The 16,398-nt window shown below is 70.9% G+C and carries 17 protein-coding genes; 6 read left to right on the top strand and 11 right to left on the bottom strand.

Annotated elements, in window-relative coordinates:
* Positions 1–84 precede the first annotated feature (84 nt).
* Together AQJ54_RS00525 and AQJ54_RS00520 are read left to right on the top strand one after the other, a co-directional pair.
* Positions 85–939, top strand: a complete 855-nt coding sequence (locus tag AQJ54_RS00525; protein ID WP_211278479.1) for a helix-turn-helix domain-containing protein — start codon at positions 85–87, stop codon at positions 937–939.
* The gene (locus AQJ54_RS00520; protein ID WP_062232762.1) at positions 936–1,145 is read left to right on the top strand and encodes a DUF397 domain-containing protein; all 210 of its coding nucleotides are present in this window, start codon (positions 936–938) and stop codon (positions 1,143–1,145) included. The genes AQJ54_RS00525 and AQJ54_RS00520 overlap by 4 nt, the downstream gene beginning before the upstream one ends.
* Here AQJ54_RS00520 and AQJ54_RS00515 read toward each other — a convergent pair.
* Positions 1,106–2,479 carry an FG-GAP and VCBS repeat-containing protein gene (locus AQJ54_RS00515; RefSeq protein ID WP_062232760.1) on the bottom strand — a complete coding sequence of 458 codons (1,374 nt, stop codon included), beginning with the start codon at positions 2,477–2,479 and terminating at the stop codon, positions 1,106–1,108. The two genes, AQJ54_RS00520 and AQJ54_RS00515, sit on opposite strands and share 40 nt — an antisense overlap.
* A gap of 156 nt (positions 2,480–2,635) precedes the next feature.
* Here AQJ54_RS00515 and AQJ54_RS00510 point away from each other — a divergent pair, with 156 nt between their 5' ends.
* Positions 2,636–4,258 carry a peptide-N4-asparagine amidase gene (locus tag AQJ54_RS00510; RefSeq protein WP_062232758.1) on the top strand — a complete coding sequence of 541 codons (1,623 nt, stop codon included), beginning with the start codon at positions 2,636–2,638 and terminating at the stop codon, positions 4,256–4,258.
* A gap of 11 nt (positions 4,259–4,269) precedes the next feature.
* Here AQJ54_RS00510 and AQJ54_RS00505 read toward each other — a convergent pair whose 3' ends face one another.
* Positions 4,270–6,186: an AMP-dependent synthetase/ligase gene (locus AQJ54_RS00505; RefSeq protein ID WP_062232755.1), complete on the bottom strand. Its 1,917-nt coding sequence runs from the start codon at positions 6,184–6,186 to the stop codon at positions 4,270–4,272.
* A 219-nt stretch (positions 6,187–6,405) separates the two neighbouring features.
* Positions 6,406–7,677 (bottom strand): acetyl-CoA C-acetyltransferase, encoded by a 1,272-nt coding sequence (locus AQJ54_RS00500; protein ID WP_062232754.1) that lies wholly within the window; start codon positions 7,675–7,677, stop codon positions 6,406–6,408.
* A gap of 89 nt (positions 7,678–7,766) precedes the next feature.
* Between AQJ54_RS00500 and AQJ54_RS00495 the strand changes: the two genes are divergently transcribed.
* The gene (locus AQJ54_RS00495; RefSeq protein WP_062234773.1) at positions 7,767–9,050 is read left to right on the top strand and encodes a 3-oxoacyl-ACP reductase; all 1,284 of its coding nucleotides are present in this window, start codon (positions 7,767–7,769) and stop codon (positions 9,048–9,050) included.
* Positions 9,051–9,403: 353 nt separating this feature from the next.
* Positions 9,404–10,222 (top strand): MaoC family dehydratase, encoded by an 819-nt coding sequence (locus tag AQJ54_RS00490; RefSeq protein ID WP_062234771.1) that lies wholly within the window; start codon positions 9,404–9,406, stop codon positions 10,220–10,222.
* Here the strand turns inward: AQJ54_RS00490 and AQJ54_RS00485 are convergent.
* The 7 genes from AQJ54_RS00485 to AQJ54_RS00455 form a co-directional block, all read right to left on the bottom strand.
* Entirely contained in the window at positions 10,207–10,884 is a 678-nt protein-coding gene (locus tag AQJ54_RS00485) for a TetR/AcrR family transcriptional regulator (RefSeq protein ID WP_062023168.1), read from the bottom strand. The two genes, AQJ54_RS00490 and AQJ54_RS00485, sit on opposite strands and share 16 nt — an antisense overlap.
* A gap of 46 nt (positions 10,885–10,930) precedes the next feature.
* The gene (locus AQJ54_RS00480; protein ID WP_062232752.1) at positions 10,931–11,242 is read right to left on the bottom strand and encodes a DUF4229 domain-containing protein; all 312 of its coding nucleotides are present in this window, start codon (positions 11,240–11,242) and stop codon (positions 10,931–10,933) included.
* A gap of 91 nt (positions 11,243–11,333) precedes the next feature.
* A complete protein-coding gene (locus tag AQJ54_RS00475) occupies positions 11,334–11,858 on the bottom strand; it encodes a GNAT family N-acetyltransferase (protein WP_062232749.1) in 525 nt (174 codons plus the stop codon).
* Positions 11,859–11,874: 16 nt separating this feature from the next.
* Positions 11,875–12,522, bottom strand: coding sequence for a UdgX family uracil-DNA binding protein (locus AQJ54_RS00470; RefSeq protein WP_062232747.1), 648 nt, complete (start codon positions 12,520–12,522; stop codon positions 11,875–11,877).
* 102 nt (positions 12,523–12,624) lie between these two features.
* Positions 12,625–13,788 (bottom strand): aminofutalosine synthase MqnE, encoded by a 1,164-nt coding sequence (gene mqnE / locus AQJ54_RS00465; RefSeq protein WP_062232745.1) that lies wholly within the window; start codon positions 13,786–13,788, stop codon positions 12,625–12,627.
* Positions 13,789–13,836: 48 nt separating this feature from the next.
* Positions 13,837–14,292, bottom strand: a complete 456-nt coding sequence (locus tag AQJ54_RS00460; protein WP_020135971.1) for an Lrp/AsnC family transcriptional regulator — start codon at positions 14,290–14,292, stop codon at positions 13,837–13,839.
* Positions 14,293–14,451: 159 nt separating this feature from the next.
* Entirely contained in the window at positions 14,452–15,132 is a 681-nt protein-coding gene (locus tag AQJ54_RS00455; RefSeq protein ID WP_079069666.1) for a UbiX family flavin prenyltransferase, read from the bottom strand.
* A gap of 80 nt (positions 15,133–15,212) precedes the next feature.
* Between AQJ54_RS00455 and AQJ54_RS00450 the strand changes: the two genes are divergently transcribed.
* On the top strand, positions 15,213–15,815 hold the full coding sequence (locus AQJ54_RS00450; protein WP_062023154.1) for a rhomboid family intramembrane serine protease: 603 nt from the start codon (positions 15,213–15,215) through the stop codon (positions 15,813–15,815).
* Here AQJ54_RS00450 and AQJ54_RS00445 read toward each other — a convergent pair.
* The gene (locus AQJ54_RS00445; RefSeq protein ID WP_279389262.1) at positions 15,806–16,381 is read right to left on the bottom strand and encodes a Uma2 family endonuclease; all 576 of its coding nucleotides are present in this window, start codon (positions 16,379–16,381) and stop codon (positions 15,806–15,808) included. The two genes, AQJ54_RS00450 and AQJ54_RS00445, sit on opposite strands and share 10 nt — an antisense overlap.
* Positions 16,382–16,398: the final 17 nt, after the last annotated feature.

Below are 16,398 nucleotides of genomic sequence, written 5' to 3'. Positions count from 1 at the left end.
CCAGGAGTGACTCGGCGACGCTGAGTAACTGTACGGGTGCGAGGGGTTCGGTGTACGGGTTGTCGTGCGGGAGGGGTGGGGCACGTGGCTGAGCGGAGGCCGGACACGCCTGCGGAGGCGGACGGTACGGCGGGGCTGTTCGTCGCGCTGGGCAAGATGGTCAAGCTCCTGCGCGAGCGGAAGGGGCTCACCCAGAAGGAGTTCGGCGAGCTGGTGGGCTACGGCCCGGACGCGGTCTCGGCGATGGAGCGGGGCGTACGGACACTCCGGCCCGAGGTGCTCCTCAAGGCGGACGAACTCCTGGATGCCGGGGGTCTGTTGAAGGAGGTCCTCCCGGAGGTCGAGCAGGCGATGGCCAAGAGCCGGACCCGTCATCCGGAGTGGTATCGCGACTACGCGGGACTGGAGGCCGAGGCGGTCTCGCTCTACGACTACAGCACCATGGGCGTCCTGGGCCTGCTCCAGACCGAGGACTACGCCCGGGCCGTGTTCACGCAACGGCACCCGCCGCTCGACGAGGAGACCATCGAGAAGCGCGTCGCCGACCGGCTCTCCCGCCAGCAGCTCTTCGAGAAGTGGCCGCCGCCGGAGTGCAGCTTCGTCATCGAACAGGCCGTGCTGGAACGGCCGATCGGCGGCCGCTCGGTGCATGCGGGGCAACTCAAGCGGCTGTTGCAGGTCGGCCGCATGCGGAACGTGCAGCTTCAGGTGATGCCGTCGGGGCGGGACGAACACCCCAGCCTGGGCGGCTCGTTCACGCTGCTGATCCCCAAGGGGAGGGAGCAGGTGGCGTACATGGAGATCCAGGGATACCCCCGTCTGATCACCGACCGGGAAGAGGTACGCGTACTCGCCGCCCGCTATGGGATCATCCGAGCTCAGGCCCTCAACCCGCACGAGTCCCTGGACTTGATCGAGAAGATGCTGGAAGAGCGATGACCATAGAGAAGTTGACCTGGTTCAAGTCGAGCTACAGCGACGGCGAGGGCGGGCAGTGCCTGGAAGTCGCCGTCACCCCCCACACCATCCACCTCCGCGACTCCAAGCACCCCACCGGCCCTCACCTCACCCTCTCCCCCACGGCGTGGTCCGCCTTCGTCTCCCCCTACTGCGGGAACGCGGCCACCAGGTCCACGTCCTTGTAGCCGGTCGCCGTGATGCCGGAACCCGTGCCGGGGAGCAGCGCGCTCGGGCCGTAGTAGTTGCGCGACAGCAGCAGGTCCTGGTCGCCGTCGCGGTCGATGTCGCGCAGGCGGACGAGGAAGCCGAAGTTCTCGTACGCCGTCGGGTTCCCGGGGACGCCCGCGCTCGCCCGTGTGAACCACTGGGAGTTCTTGCCTGTCAGGCCGGACCTCCCACCGCGCAGGACGTGGACGCCGCCCGCGTCCTTCGCCGTGCCGACCTTCTCGTACGGCACTCCGACCGCGAGGTCCGGGTAGCCGTCGCCGTTGGTGTCCCCGGCGGAGAGGGCGGAGCCGAAGCACTCGTGTGCCGCGGCGGCCGTGGCGACGCCCGAAGTGGACTGGGTGAGCCGGTACTTCGTCGTCGGGCCGGTGCCGCCGCCGCGCCAGACGACCACCGAGCCCGCGTTGTTGCGGTACCGGGTGTCGCTGACCGCGAGGTCGCCGTAGCCGTCCTTGTCGAAGTCGGCGACGACACCGGCGGGGCCGTAGTCGGGGGCCGAGCCGTCGATGACCGTGGCCTTGCCGGGCTTGATCGTGGTGCCGCCCCGCAGGAACCACGCGTCCTGGGTCATCTTGTCGTCGTGGTAGCCCTGGCCCAGGAGGTAGAGGTCGGTCGCCCTGTCCTTGGTGACCTTGCCGGCGACGAGGCCGGCGGTCTCGAAGGTGGCGTCGCGGGTGTGCTTGGTGACCTTGCCCGTCGTACCGGACTTGGCGAAGCCGCCGCGGTAGACGTAGACGGACTTGAAGGCGTCCGCGACGGCCAGGTCGGCCTTGCCGTCGCCGTTGAAGTCACCGGTCTCGATGGCCTTTCCGAAGCCCTGGTCGGCGCGGGCGGTGACCTTGAGGCGGGTGGCGTCGGTCCCGGTGAGGCCGGTCTTCCTGCCCCACAGGATGGTGACCGCGCCGGAACTCACCTTGCCGCTCACCTTCTCCGTGAAGTCGGCGACGGCGAGGTCGGCGTATCCGTCGCGGTTGAGGTCGGCGGTGGCGACGTCCTCGCCGAACGCGTCCGCGTAGCCGCCCGCGTCACCGGCGGTGCCCGGAATGCCCGCGCTTGACTGGGTGAACGTCTTCGTGGTCGTACCGACGCCGGTGGCCGTCCCGTACGTCACGGTGACCTCACCGCCCAGGCTCGCGACGGCGTAGTCGCGGTAGCCGTCCCCGTTGAAGTCGTCGGCGTACTTCGCCGGGCCGGCCGCGCTCGCGGTGCTCACGGAGAGGGTGAGCAGGCCGCCGGTCAGGGACACGGCGGTGACCGTGGCGATCGCCAGGCCGAGGGGGGTGCGCGTGGACATGCGTCTCCTGCGGTGATCATGGGACTGACGGGAAGGAGACTCCTCGTGGCGGGTCATGGTTGTACCAAGCCGAAAAGTCAGCGAACGGGCTGGAATTGGTCAAGACCTCTTCTGGGCCTCTGGTCACGGCCGAGGCGGGCGGGTTCACTGCGCCGCATGAGACGACCTCTCCCCCACCTCCCCCGGCGCGCGGCCGCTCTCCTCACCGCCGCCCTCGCCTCACTGGCCCTCGCGGCGGGCACCGCGACCGCCGACACCCCCGTCCCCACGGAGTTCGGCACCGACTACCACGACCCCGTCACCGCCGCCCCGCCGATCAGCACCCCCCACACCACGTCCTGCCAAGTCACCGTCGCCGAGGCGAAGTTCAAGGACTTCACGCCGTACACGGGCACGTACACACCACCGACCGGATGCGGCACGCCCGGACGGTGGTCGAAGGTCGTGCTGCGGATGGACGGGAACGTGAAGGGCCGGCAGTTCGACCGGCTCGGGTACCTGGACATCGGCGGGGTGCAGGTGTTCCGGACGTCGACGCCCGAGCCCTCGCAGGACGGCATCGACTGGTCCGTCCAGAAGGACGTCACCGAGTACGAGAAGACGCTGAGCAGCGCGCAGCCCGTCGACATGCTCATCGGCAACGTCGTCGACGGCACGTACACGGGCGTCCTCGACGTCAAGGTGACGCTCACCTTCTACGCGCCCGAGCGTCATCGGCCCGCGCCCGACGCCCCGGACCGGGTCATCCCCCTCAGCGCCGGTGACAGTGTCACCACCGGCGCCTCCCTGACCACCCCGCGCAACTCCGAGCGCATCCTGGCCGAGGTGTACGCCACCGGGTCGGGCGGCGGCTGCGAGGAGTTCTGGTACACGGCGACGACGCCGTCCGCGTCGTACTCCTGCCAGGGCGGCGACGACGGGCCGTACCGCGAGGTGCAGGTCAGCGTGGACGGGAAGGTCGCCGGGATCGCGTCTCCCTACCCGAACGTGTGGACCGGTGGGTGGTCGCCCTACCTGTGGTCGGTGATTCCCTCCCCGACCGCCTTCGACGTACGGCCGCTGACCTTCGACCTCACCCCGTTCGCCGGCCTCCTGGACGACGGCAGGGCGCACACCGTGGACGTGTCGGTGCTCGGGGTGCCGGCCGGGCAGACCGGGTGGAGCGCGCCGACGAACGTCCTGGTGTGGCAGGACGTGCACCGGTCGGTGCTGACCGGGGCCGTGACCTCGTACCGGAAGACCGCCCCCGCGCTGTCGAACGACTTCACCGACGGCTCGCTGCGGCACCTCGCGACCTCCGGCGGGGACCACCTGAAGGTCTCCGGCTATCTGAACACCTCCCACGGGCGTGTGACCACGACCGTCGACCGGACCCTCAGCACGGCCGTCGACCACCGGTGGACGCCCGACGAGAACACCGACGACGTGACCGGCACCTGGACGGATCGCCAGGTCGTCGCCACGAACGGCAGGACGGCCCGCACCGACCGCGAGTACACCCTGGACGGGCAGTCGACCATCGACAGCGCGAACCGGCTGCGGGTCGTGATGTCCGTGGGCGACCACGCCCGGTCGGGGGCCACCCGGACCGACGACACCTACCGGGGCGACGCCACCTTCACCCTCGGCGTGGCCCGCGAGAACCGGCACGCGGTCGCCACCACCAGCGAGCGGTACCGCCTCCGCGCCCCCGGCACCTGCTACGACCACACGCTCGCGACGGAGCAGGGGGTGCTGACCAAGGACGTGCACGGCTGCCGGGTCGCGGAGCAGCAGTGATCAGGACGCGCTCAGCGCTCGTACAGCCCTTCGATCTCCGCCGCGAAATCCCGCATGACGACCTCCCGGCGCAGCTTCATCGACGGTGTCAGATGGCCCGCCGCCTCGGTGAGGTCCGTGGGCAGCACGGTGAAGCGGCGGATGGACTCCGGGCGCGAGACCAGCTTGTTCGCCTCGTCCACGGCCCGTTGCAGGATCTGGAGCAACTCCTCGTCGTTGACGAGGAGTTCGGCGGGGACGGGGTGCTTGCCGTTCATCTGGCGCCAGTGGTTCACGCCGTCCATGTCCAGGCTGATCAGCGCCGAGATGTAGGGGCGGCGGTCGCCGAGGACCATGCACTGGGAGATCAGCGGGTGGGAGCGCAGCCAGTTCTCCAGCGGGGCCGGGGCGACGTTCTTGCCGCCCGCGGTGATCAGGATCTCCTTCTTGCGGCCGGTGATGGTCAGATAGCCCTCGTCGTCGAGCTGTCCGATGTCACCGGTCGGGAACCAGCCGTCGGCCGAGGCGGGCGCCACCCCTTCGCCGTAGGGGTCCCAGTAGCCGCGGAACACCTGGCCGCCGTTGAGCAGGATCTCGCCGTCCGCCGCGATCCGGATCCGGGTGCCGGGGATGGGCCAGCCCACCGTGCCCAGGCGGGGTTTGAGGGGCGGGGTGCAGGTCGCGGCCCCGGTCGACTCCGTCAGGCCGTAGCCCTCGTAGATCTCCATGCCCGCGCCCGCGTAGAACGCGGCGAGGCGGCGGCCCAGCGGGGAGCCGCCGGAGATGATGTGCCGGATGCGGCCGCCCATGGCGTTGCGGATACGGCGGTACACCAGCGGGTCGTAGAAGGTGCGGGCCGCCTTCAGGGCCGCGCCGGGGCCGGAGCCGGTACCCGCGTGGCGGGACTCCATCGCCTCGCCGTAGCGCACGGCGACGTTGGTCGCCCGGTCGAAGACGGTGACCCGGCCGCCGCTCTCCGCCTTGGCGCGGGCGTTGTTGAAGACCTTCTCCAGCATGTACGGGATCACCAGGAGGAAGGTGGGTCTGAAGCTGGCCAGGTCGGCGAGCAGGTCCTCGGCCTGGAGGCTCGGCGCGTGACCGAGGCGGACCCGGGCACGGACGCAGGCGACGGCGACCATCCGGCCGAAGACGTGCGAGATGGGCAGGAAGAGCAGGGTCGCCAGGTCCGCCTCGTCCGACTTCGACTTGAAGACGGGGTAGAGCAGCTCGATCGCGTTGTCGACCTCGGCGAGGAAGTTGCCGTGGCTGAGCACACAGCCCTTGGGGCGGCCGGTGGTGCCGGAGGTGTAGACGACGGTGGCGACCGTGGCCGGCCCCAGCATGCCGCGCCGTACGGCGATCTCCTGGTCCGGGACGGCCTGGCCCAGCTCCGCCAGGCGCTCCACATGCCCCTTCTCGATGATCCACATGTGCCGCAGGTCCGGGAGCCGGCTGAGCTCCGGGCCGAGGGCGGCGGCCTGCGCGGCGGTCTCGGTCACCAGGGCGACCGCGCCGGAGTCCTGGAGGATGAACCGGGTCTGGAAGACCGAGGAGGTCGGGTAGACGGGGACCGTCACCAGGCCGGCGGCCCAGGCGGCGAAGTCGAGGAGCGTCCACTCGTACGTCGTCCGGGCCATGACGGCGACCCGGTCGCCCGGCATCAGGCCTTCGGAGATCAGCCCCTTGGCCAGCGCGAGGACCTGCGCGGCGAACTCCGCGGCTGTCAGGTCGATCCACCGGCCGTCCTCGGTACGGCGGCTCATCACCCGCTGCTCCGGCGCCGTCTCGGCGTTGTCGAAGGGCAGGTCGGCCAGCGAGCCGTGGGTCAGGGGCGCGACCAGCGGCGGCACCGCCACCTCGCGGACCTCACCGTCCAGCCGCACGATCTCTGGTTCCACGAGCACGGGCGCGCCGTCGTAGTCGTGTCCGGACACGTACGAGAGGGACATGTCAGCTCCTGGGACGTACAGCTCGATACCGCTCCTGCATGAGGTACGCAGGGGACGTACCGGGGCGTTCACCCGCGAGTGCGCCTGTGAAGGGTTACCGCGGGTTAGGACGGTGATCCTATGGGTCACAAGTGGCGAGTGCGTGCGGGTTTGTTGATGGTCCGGAGCCGGGACTGTGCAAACTGGACCGCAAAGTGAGCGTTTGTCAGCTATCCGCTCCTACGCCCGCTCCAGAATCGCCGTCACCCCCTGTCCGCCGGCCGCGCACACCGAGATCAGCCCTCGGCCCCGCCCCTCCCGCTCGGCCAGCAGCCTGGCGAGCGTGGCCACGATCCGGGCGCCGGTCGCGGCGAACGGATGCCCGGTGGCGAGGGAGGACCCGGCGATGTTGAGGCGGTCCCGGTCCACGGGGCCCAGCCCCTGCTTCTCCCAGGCCGCGAGGGTCGCGAGGACCTGGGAGGCGAAGGCCTCGTGGATCTCGACCAGGTCGAAGTCGTCGAGACCGAGACCGGCGCGCTCCAGCATCCGGGGGACGGCGTAGGCGGGGGCCATCAGCAGGCCGTCCTCACCGTTCACGTAGTCGACCGCCGCCGTCTCGTAGGCGGTGAGGTACGCGAGCACCTCCAGGCCGCGCGCCTTCGCCCACTCCTCCGAGGCCAGCAGGACGACCGCGGCGCCGTCGGTCAGCGGGGTCGAGTTCCCGGCGGTCATGGTCGGTTCGGGGCCCTTGAGTCCGAACACCGGCTTGAGGGCGGCGAGTTTCGCGGGCGTGGAGTCGGGGCGGAGGTTCTGGTCGCGGGCGAGACCGCGGAAGGGGACCACCAACTCCTCGAAGAAGCCGCGCTCGTACGCGGCCGCCAGCCGCTGGTGACTCGTCGCCGCCAGCTCGTCCTGGTCCTGCCGGGTCACGCCCCAAGCGGCGGCGGTCACGGCGGCGTGCTCGCCCATGGACAGGCCGGTGCGGGGCTCGGCGTTGCGCGGGATGTCGGGGACCAGGTGCCCCGGCCGGATGCGGGCGAGCGCCTTCAGCCGGGCGCCGGCCGACTTCGCCCGCCGCGCCTCCAGCAGGATGCGGCGCAGCTGGTCGTTGACGCCGAGGGGGGCGTCGCTCGCGGTGTCCGCGCCGCCCGCGACGGCGGACTCGGTCTGCCCCAGGGCGATCTTGTTGGCGGCGGCGATGACGGCCTGGAGCCCGGTCCCGCAGGCCTGCTGGATGTCGTACGCCGGGGTGCGCGGGTCCAGCTTCGAGCCGAGGACGGTCTCGCGGGCGAGGTTGAAGTCCCGGCTGTGCTTGAGGACGGCACCAGCGACGAACTCCCCGACCGCGCCCGGCCCTTCGAGCCCCTGCCGCTCCACGAGGGCGTCGAGGGCCGCGGTGAGCATCTCCTGGTTGGAGGCGGTGGCGTACGGCCCGTCGGAGCGGGCGAAGGGCACACGGGCACCGGCGACGACCGCCACGCGCCGGGCGACCGGTGGCTTCAAAGGGCTCATTTTCCGCCGGCTCCTCACCTTGGAGATTGACTTACCTGCGGTAACCTTACTCCAGAGTAAGGAATCTGCGACCGACCCGGGAGATGGACATGGCCGACCGCTATCTGAGCTTCACCGGCACCGCGCCGGGCAGGTTCCTCACCCGCAGGCTCGGCCTTCCGCAACCGGCGGAGCTGCGGCGGTGGTCGAGTGCCTCCGACGAGTTCGAGGGCGGGGTGCTGCTCCTCACGGCGGGGAAGTCACAGCTGTCGGGGCTGGAGTTCGCCTCGCCCGTGGGCGCGCCCGCCGGGGTCCTCCTGGACGCCACCGGAGTGCGGGACGTCGAGGACCTGGCGGAGGTCCACGCGGCCCTGCACCCGGTCGTGCGGACGGTCGCCGCGAGCGGACGGGTCGTCGTCCTCGGATCGCCGCTCTCCTCCGTCGACCATCACCAGGCCGCCGCCCAGCAGGCGTTGGAGGGCTTCACCCGCTCGCTCGGCAAGGAGATCGGCCGGGGCAGGACGGTCAACCTCGTCCGGCTGACCGACGCGTCCGCCGCCGAGTCGACGCTGCGGTTCCTGCTCTCCCCCAAGTCCGCGTACGTCAGCGGGCAGGTGATCGAGGTCGGCGCGCCGGTCCAGGACACCGAGGTCGACTGGTCGCTGCCGCTGGCCGGGCGGACGGCCCTGGTGACCGGCGGTGCGCGGGGCATCGGCGCGGCGGTCGCCGAGACGCTGGCGAGGGACGGGGCGCGGGTGGTCGTCCTCGACGTGCCGGGCGCCGCGGCGGACGCCGAGCGGCTGGCCGAGCGGCTCGGGGGCAGGGCGCTCACGCTGGACGTCACGGCCGCCGACGCGGGCGAACGGATCGCCGAGGCGGTGCCCGAGGGGCTGGACGTGCTGGTCCACAACGCGGGGATCACGCGGGACCGCAGACTGGTCAACATGCCCGCCGAACGCTGGAGTTCGGTGCTCGACGTCAACCTGGCGAGCGTGCTGCGCACGACGGACGCGCTGCTGGAGGCGGGTGCGCTGCGGCGGGGCGGGCGGATCGTCGCCACCGCCTCCATCGCGGGGCTCGCCGGCAACGCCGGGCAGACGAACTACGGCGCGAGCAAGGCGGGCGTGGTCGGCCTGGTGCGCTCCCTGGCACCCCGGGCGCTGTCCGGGCACGGGGTCACGGTGAACGCGGTGGCCCCCGGGTTCATCGAGACCAGGATGACGGCGGCGGTCCCGCTGTTCATCCGGGAGGCGGGCCGCCGGATGAACTCCCTGGCCCAGGGCGGCCTCCCGATCGACGTGGCCGAGACGACGTCCTGGCTGGCCCATCCCGCCTCCGGCGCGGTGAACGGCCAGGTCGTACGGGTGTGCGGCCAGAGTCTGCTGGGGGCGTGATGGAGACCCACGGTTCGACGCCGCGCGGTTCGCAGCCCCACGGTTCGACCACCGCCGGTTCGACCTCTCCCGGTTCGACGCCGCGCGGTTCGCAGCCCCACGGTTCGACCACCGCCGGTTCAGCCACCCCCGGTTCGACCTCTCCCGGTCCGACCGCCACCGAATCCGCCACCCCCGGTCCGGCCACCTCCGGATCGGCCTCCGCCGGATCGGCCTCCGCCGGATCGGCCTCCGCCGGTTCGGTCTCCGCCGGGGACGCGCGCCCCGCGTATGCGCCTCCGGCGCCGCAGGGTCCTGCCGGTGCGGTCGGTCCGGGCGGCCCGGCGCGCGTGCTCGCCCGGCCTCCCTCCCTCATGCCGTTGCTCCTGGCCGGTGCCCTGCGGTCCCCCTTCAAGCGGCCCTCCGCCACCGCCGAGTTCCCCAGGACCCGGCTCGTGCTGCGCGGGCTGCGGGTCGACCTGGCTCGGCTGGCCGCGTACGAGCGGGTGTGCGGGTTCCCGACCGGCGAGGACGCGCTGCCGGTGACGTATCCGCATGTGCTGGGCTTCCCGCTGGCGATGAGCCTGATGAGCGGCCCGGACTTCCCGCTGCCGCTGCTCGGGCTGGTGCACACGTCGATCGAGATCACCCGGTACCGGGAACTGACGGCGACCGGGGAGTACGAACTCTCCGTGCACGTCGACGGACTGGCGCCGCACCGACGCGGTACGGAGGCCTCGGTGGTCACCGAACTGCGGGTGGGCGAGGACGTCGTATGGGAGTCGGTGAGCACGTACCTGGCACGGCACCGCACGGAGGCGGGCGGCCAGGAGCCGGGCCAGGAGCGCGCGCGGGAGACGCGTGAGCCGCTGCCCGGACTCGACGAGTGGCGGCTGGCCGGGGACGTGGGACGGCGGTACGCCGCCGCGTCCGGGGACCGCAACCCGATCCACCTGTACCCGCTCACGGCCCGCCTCTTCGGCTTCAGGAGGGCGATCGCGCACGGCATGTGGACGGCGGCCCGCTGCCTGGCGGCCCACGGCACCCCCCAGGCGGCCCTGGTACGCGCGGAGTTCAGGGCGCCGGTACTGCTGCCGGGGACGGTGACGTACGCGGCGAACGGGGAGCGGTTCGAACTGTGCGGCGGGGACGGCCGCGTGCATGTGAGCGGCGGCGTCTACCCGCTGACCTGAACCGGCGCGCTCTCCGCACCGACGGCCTCGGGGATCCAGGGCCGGCCCTCCATGAGGTTGCCGAGACCGGCCCAGGCGAAGTTCATCAGCGTCGCCGCCGACTGCCGTGCCGTCACCCCCGGGGTCGCGTTGGCCCACGCGGCGAGCGACTCGGCGGCGCCGACCAGGGCCTCGGCGAGCCCTGCGACCTCACGCTCGGGCAGATCGGGATCCCGGTGCGCCTCACGGGCAGCGACCACGATCAGCTGGGTCACGAACGCGACGATCTCCTCCCGCATCGCGTTGACCTCGGCGACGAACGCCTCACCATGGATCCGGGCCTGGAGATGCAGCACGGACCAGGCGTGCGGGTGCAGCGAGGTGTGCGTGAAGAAGGCCAGCAGCCCGTCCCACAGCTGCCGGTCGACGGGCAGCTCGGTCCGCACCCCCGTCCGCACGGCCTCGGTGAGCGCGGCGGCCTCCCGGCGGATGCACGCGGTGAAGAGGTCTTCCTTGGAGTTCAGGTACAGATAGACCAACGGCTTGGACACCCCGGCGAGTTCGGCGATCTCGTCCATGGAGGCGGCCATGTACCCGCGCTGCCCGAAGATCTCCACAGCGGCGTCCAGCATCTGCTGCTCCCGCACCGCGCGCGGCATCCGCTTGCTCTTCACGACACCCATGACCAAAGCGTACGGTCATGTGCGCGCGGCGGCGGGGGCGTTGTGCTCAGGAGGTCTGCGGCGCCTGGCCCTGGGAGCGACCGGCCTCGTCGACCGTCTCGTCCTCCTGGCTGCGGTTGGCGTCCAGGTTGGCCTTCATGCGGTCGACGCGCTGGGCGACCTGCACGGAGGCGCGGTCGCGCTCCTTGCGCAGGACGACGAAGCTGATCGGGGCCGAGATCAGCAGGGAGAGCAGGACGATCCACATGCCGTTGGAGGAGCCGAGACCGCGCGGGAAGAGGCCGGCGTAGACGAGGCCCCAGACGACCACGAGGCAGCCCACGAAGATCCCGAGGCGCATCAGCGTGTAGCGGAGCATGTCAATCCACTCTTCCGTTTCGAACGGTTTTGAACACCACAAAGGGGCACCGTCCAGTGAAGCACGCCGGGCACCCGATCTTCGACGGGGGTCAGCCGAGCGGCAGCAGCATGATCACGTCGTCGCGGTCGTCGCCCGGCGCGACCCGGATCGCACCGGGGACCCGACCGACCTCCTTGTAGCCGCAGGAGCCGTAGAAACGCTCCAGGCCGAGGCCGCCGCGGCAGGTGAGCCGGATCGCCTCGATGCCGTCGATCCCGCGGGCCGCGTCCGCGGCGGCGCCGAGCAGGTCACGGCCGTAGCCCTTGCCCTGGTGCCGCGGATGCACCATGACGGTGTACAGCCACAGCCAGTGGGTCATCAGCCGGTGCGAGTTGAGAGAGAGGAACACGGCGGCGGCCACCCGGCCCTCGCCGTCGTGCCCCACGAGCAGCCGGGTACGGCCCTCCGCCATCGCCACGAAGTGCCTCACCAGCTCGGGTCGCACGGTCTCCCGCTCCACGGGCGCGACGAAGCCGACGGCACCGCCCGCGTTGCTGACGTCGGTCCACAGGTCGAGGATGCCGTCGCGGAGGGCGGGAGTGACGGGCGGGTCGAAAGTAAACGTAAGGGACACGGCAGCATCGTAAGCCTTACGACAACGCCCGCGCCGCCACCTCCAGATCCGCGACCAGCCCCCGGTACGCGGCCTCCCTGTCCTCGGCCCGCAGCACGGCCGACGGATGCACGGTCGGCACCAGCCGCTCCGGCCGGCCGTGGATCTCCGCCTCCAGCACGGTCCCCCGCACCTGGGTCACCCGGAACGACGACCCGAGCAGCGCCTTGCCCGCGGTGGCCCCGAGCACGACGATCAGCTCCGGCTCGACGAGCTCCAGCTCCTTGGCGAGCCACGGCCCGCAGGCCGTCATCTCCCGCAGACTGGGCGCCTTGTGGATCCGCCGCTTGCGGGGTTCGGCCTGCGTGAACTTGAAGTGCTTCACGGCGTTGGTGACGTACGCCTCCGCCGGATCGACCCCGGCCTCCGCGAGAGCCCGGTCCAGCAGCTTCCCCGCGGGCCCCACGAACGGCTTCCCCTGCCGATCCTCCTGATCCCCGGGCTGCTCTCCCACGAGCATCACACGCGCGTGGGGGTCACCGGCGCCGAAGACGGTCTGGGTGGCGTCGCGATGGAGGGGACAGCCACGGCAGTCGGCTGCGGCCTGGCGCAGGGCGGGCAACCCGCCGCGAGACGGAACGAACGGTTCCGCGCTGTAGGCATCCTCGGGGCCCTTGTCAGCCATGCGCCCCGAGTACCCACCTCAGGGGCGCGGGACTCTGAACATTTGCGGCTCCGCCGCGTGGGCGCGACCAGCCCCCCACGCGCCCGCAGCCGACGAACGACCTCACACCCTCATCGGCTGAGGAGATTCCCGACGCCCCGCGTCAGGCCCCTCGTACTCCCGAATGATCTCGTACCGCGTGTTCCGCTCCACCGGCCGGAAGCCCGCGTCCCGGATCAGGTCCAGCAGATCCTCACGCGTCAGCTTGTTCGGCGTGCCGTAGTTGTCCGCGTCGTGGGTGATCTTGTACTCGACGACCGACCCGTCCATGTCGTCCGCGCCGTGCTGGAGGGCCAGCTGCGCGGTCTGGACACCGTGCATGACCCAGAAGACCTTGACGTGCGGGACGTTGTCGAACAGCAGCCGCGACACCGCGAAGGTCTTCAGCGCCTCCGCGCCGGTCGCCATCTGGGTACGGGCCTGCAACCTGTTGCGGACCTTGCCGTCCTTCACGTCCACGAAGTCGTGCTGGTAGCGCAGCGGGATGAAGACCTGGAAGCCGCCGGTCTCGTCCTGGAGTTCCCGCAGACGCAGGACGTGGTCGACCCGGTGCCGCGGCTCCTCGATGTGGCCGTACAGCATGGTGCTCGGGGTCTTCAGACCCTTCTCGTGCGCCAGGCGGTGGATCCGGGACCAGTCCTCCCAGTGCGTGCGGTGGTCCACGATGTGCTGGCGGACCTCCCAGTCGAAGATCTCCGCCCCGCCGCCGGTCAGCGACTCCAGACCCGCGTCGATCAGCTCGTCGAGGATCTCCGACGCGGACATGCCCGAGATCGTCTCGAAGTGGTGGATCTCCGTCGCCGTGAAGGCCTTCAGGGAGACGTTCGGCAGCGCCGCCTTCAGCTCGCGCAGCGACCGCGGGTAGTACCGCCACGGCAGGTTCGGGTGCAGGCCGTTGACGATGTGCAGCTCGGTGAGGTTCTCGCCCTCCATCGCCTTGGCGAGCTTCACCGCCTCCTCGATGCGCATCGTGTAGGCGTCCTTCTCCCCCGGCTTGCGCTGGAAGGAGCAGTAGGCGCAGGACGCCGTGCACACGTTGGTCATGTTGAGGTGCCGGTTGACGTTGAAGTGGACGACGTCGCCGTTCTTCCGCGTCCGCACCTCGTGCGCGAGTCCGCCCAGCCACGCCAGGTCGTCCGACTCGTACAGCGCGATGCCGTCCTCACGGGTCAGGCGCTCACCGGCCCTGACCTTGTCCTCCAGCTCGCGCTTGAGCCCGACGTCCATGCCCACACCTTTCTCCGACGACCCCGAACGACTGCGACCACCGTACGTCTACGCCTCTTCGGGCAGCTCTCCGACCCGGTTCTCCCACTTCGTGGAGAGCACGATCGTGGTCCGGGTGCGGGAGACGCCCTTGGTCCCGGACAGCCGCCGGATGGTCTTCTCCAGGCCGTCGACGTCCGAGGCCCGCACCTTCAGCATGTACGAGTCGTCGCCCGCGATGAACCAGCAGTCCTCGATCTCGGTGAGGTCCCGCAGCCGCATGGCCACGTCCTCGTGGTCGGCCGCGTCGGACAGCGAGATGCCGATGAGCGCGATCACGCCGAGACCGAGCGAGGCGGCGTCGACGGTGGCGCGGTAACCGGTGATGACCCCGGCCGCCTCCAGCCGGTTGATGCGGTCGGTGACGCTGGGTCCCGACAGACCGACGAGGCGCCCCAGCTCCGCGTACGAGGCCCGGCCGTTCTCCCTCAGGGCCTGGATGAGCTGCCTGTCCACCGCGTCCATGCGATCGATGCCTTCCGCTGAAAAAGTTCCTGAAAGTGCTGAGTGGTACTGCGACTTGCCCTGCGGCCCTGCGGCCCTTTGGCCTTGTGACCCTGTGGCCTTGCGCCCCTGTGCTTCTGTAGCCCCGCTCCCCCGTGCTCCCGTGCCCTGCCCTGCCCGTCAGTCGGCGCTGCCGCCGCCCAGCGCGCCCCGCCAGCGCCGGTACAGCCCGTGCTCGACGCCCGCCGCGTCCAGCACCCGCCCGGCGACGAAGTCCACCAGGTCCTGGATGTGGGTGGCGCCCGCGTAGAAACCCGGCGAGGCCGGGACCACGCTCGCGCCGGCGTCGTCCAGCGTGACGAGGTGCCGGAGGGTCTGCCCGTTCAGCGGGGTCTCTCGTACCGCCACGACCAGCGGCCGGCGCTCCTTCAGTGTGACGCTCGCCGCGCGCTGGAGCAGATCCTTCGACAGACCGAGGGCGACGCCCGCGACACAGGCCGTGGAGGCCGGCACGACGAGCATCCCCTTCGTGGCGTACGACCCCGAGGACGGCCCCGCGGCCAGATCCCCGGCGCTCCAGTACCGCACCGCGTCGAGGTCGACGTCGAAGCTCGCGGGCTTGCCGTCGGCGCCGCGGGCCAGCCATTCCCCCAGGTCCTCACGCCAGTGCGCGTCCCTGAAGGAGATGCCGGTCTCGTCGAGGAGGGTGAGCCGCGAGGCCCGGGAGACCACCAGGTCGACGCTCTCCCCGGCGGCGAGGAGCGCGCGCAGCACCGACGCGGCATACGGGGTGCCGGAGGCGCCGGACACCCCTACGATCCAAGGTGTACGCCGTGTCTCTCCTGGCTTGACTGGGTTCACACCCCCGAGCCTATCCGGCGTCGCAGGGTGGGAACCGGTCAAGGGGGCCGGGCGTTCTTCTGAACGGGGAGGGGGTTGCCATGACGGGCACGGAACTCGAGTGGTCGCAGGGAGACCGGGCGAAGGCCGCGGCCAAGCTGATGCTGGGCTGGGTCGCGCTGCTGTGGCTGCTGGAAGTGGTCGACGTGGCGAGTGGCCACGCCCTGGACGGCTTCGGCATCACCCCGCGCACCTCGTCCGAACTGGTCGACATCGTGCCGGCCGCGTTCATCCACTTCGGCTTCGCCCACGTGGCAGCGAACAGCGTCCCGCTGCTGGTCATGGGGTTCCTGGCAGCCCTCGGCGGCATCCGGCGCTTCGCGATGGTCTGCGCGGCGATCATCGTGGCCGACGGCCTCGGCGTCTGGCTCATAGCCCCGGCCCACACCAACACGGCGGGCGCGTCGGGCCTGATCTTCGGCCTGTTCGGCTTCCTGGTGATCAGCGGGTTCGTGGAGCGCCGCCCGTTGGGCGTCCTGGTCGGCCTGCTGGTGGCCGCGGTCTGGGGCACGTCGATCGTGATCGGTCTGGCGCCGACCCAGTCGGGAGTGAGCTGGCAGGGCCACCTGCTGGGCCTGACAGCGGGCGTGGCAGCGGCGTTCGCGTTCCGCCGCCGGGCCGGCAAGGGCGTCGCTCAGGTCTGAGGCCGGGCTTTCGGGTCGACGGGGAGCCGAGAGGTGGGGATCGTCAGCTTGCCGAGCGGGGAGTCGACGGTCAGATCAGGGCCGTAGAGGATGGTGTCGCGGCCTCGATAGCCATCGGGACCGGGGTTCCACATCATGACGGTGTGCCCCTTGAGGGGATCGAGAACCAGATAGTTGGCGATGCCTCGCTGCGCGTACCAACGAGGTTTGACCGTGTAGTCACGTCGGATGCTGCCCTGGGACACGACCTCAACTACGAGTTCGATCAGATCAGGGGAGTAGGCGCCCTCGTTCTTGGCCACTTCCGCCGCGGGAATGATCGCCAGGTCGGGGCAGAACTCGTTCTCCCCGTCGAAAGGGAAGGCGACATCGCTGGTGAAGCCCCACTCCTCCGCCACCTGCTCCCGAAGCGCGTTCCACACCAGCCGGATGGTCTCCGCATGGTGGGGCTTGACCGGACTCATCACGATATTGCCCTCGACAATCTCCGCCAGATGGCCGGGGAACATGTCCTCCAGCCTGCTGAGCTGCGAGTGCAGGCGGTCAAGATCCGAGATGACGGTCACGGTGGCCTCCTGAGGTC

Origin of the sequence: Streptomyces griseorubiginosus (assembly GCF_001514195.1) — a bacterium.
Taxonomy (GTDB): Bacteria; Actinomycetota; Actinomycetes; order Streptomycetales; family Streptomycetaceae; genus Streptomyces; species Streptomyces griseorubiginosus.
The sequence above is the reverse complement of the archived record's forward strand: the minus strand, read 5'-3'. Positions and strand labels throughout refer to the sequence as shown.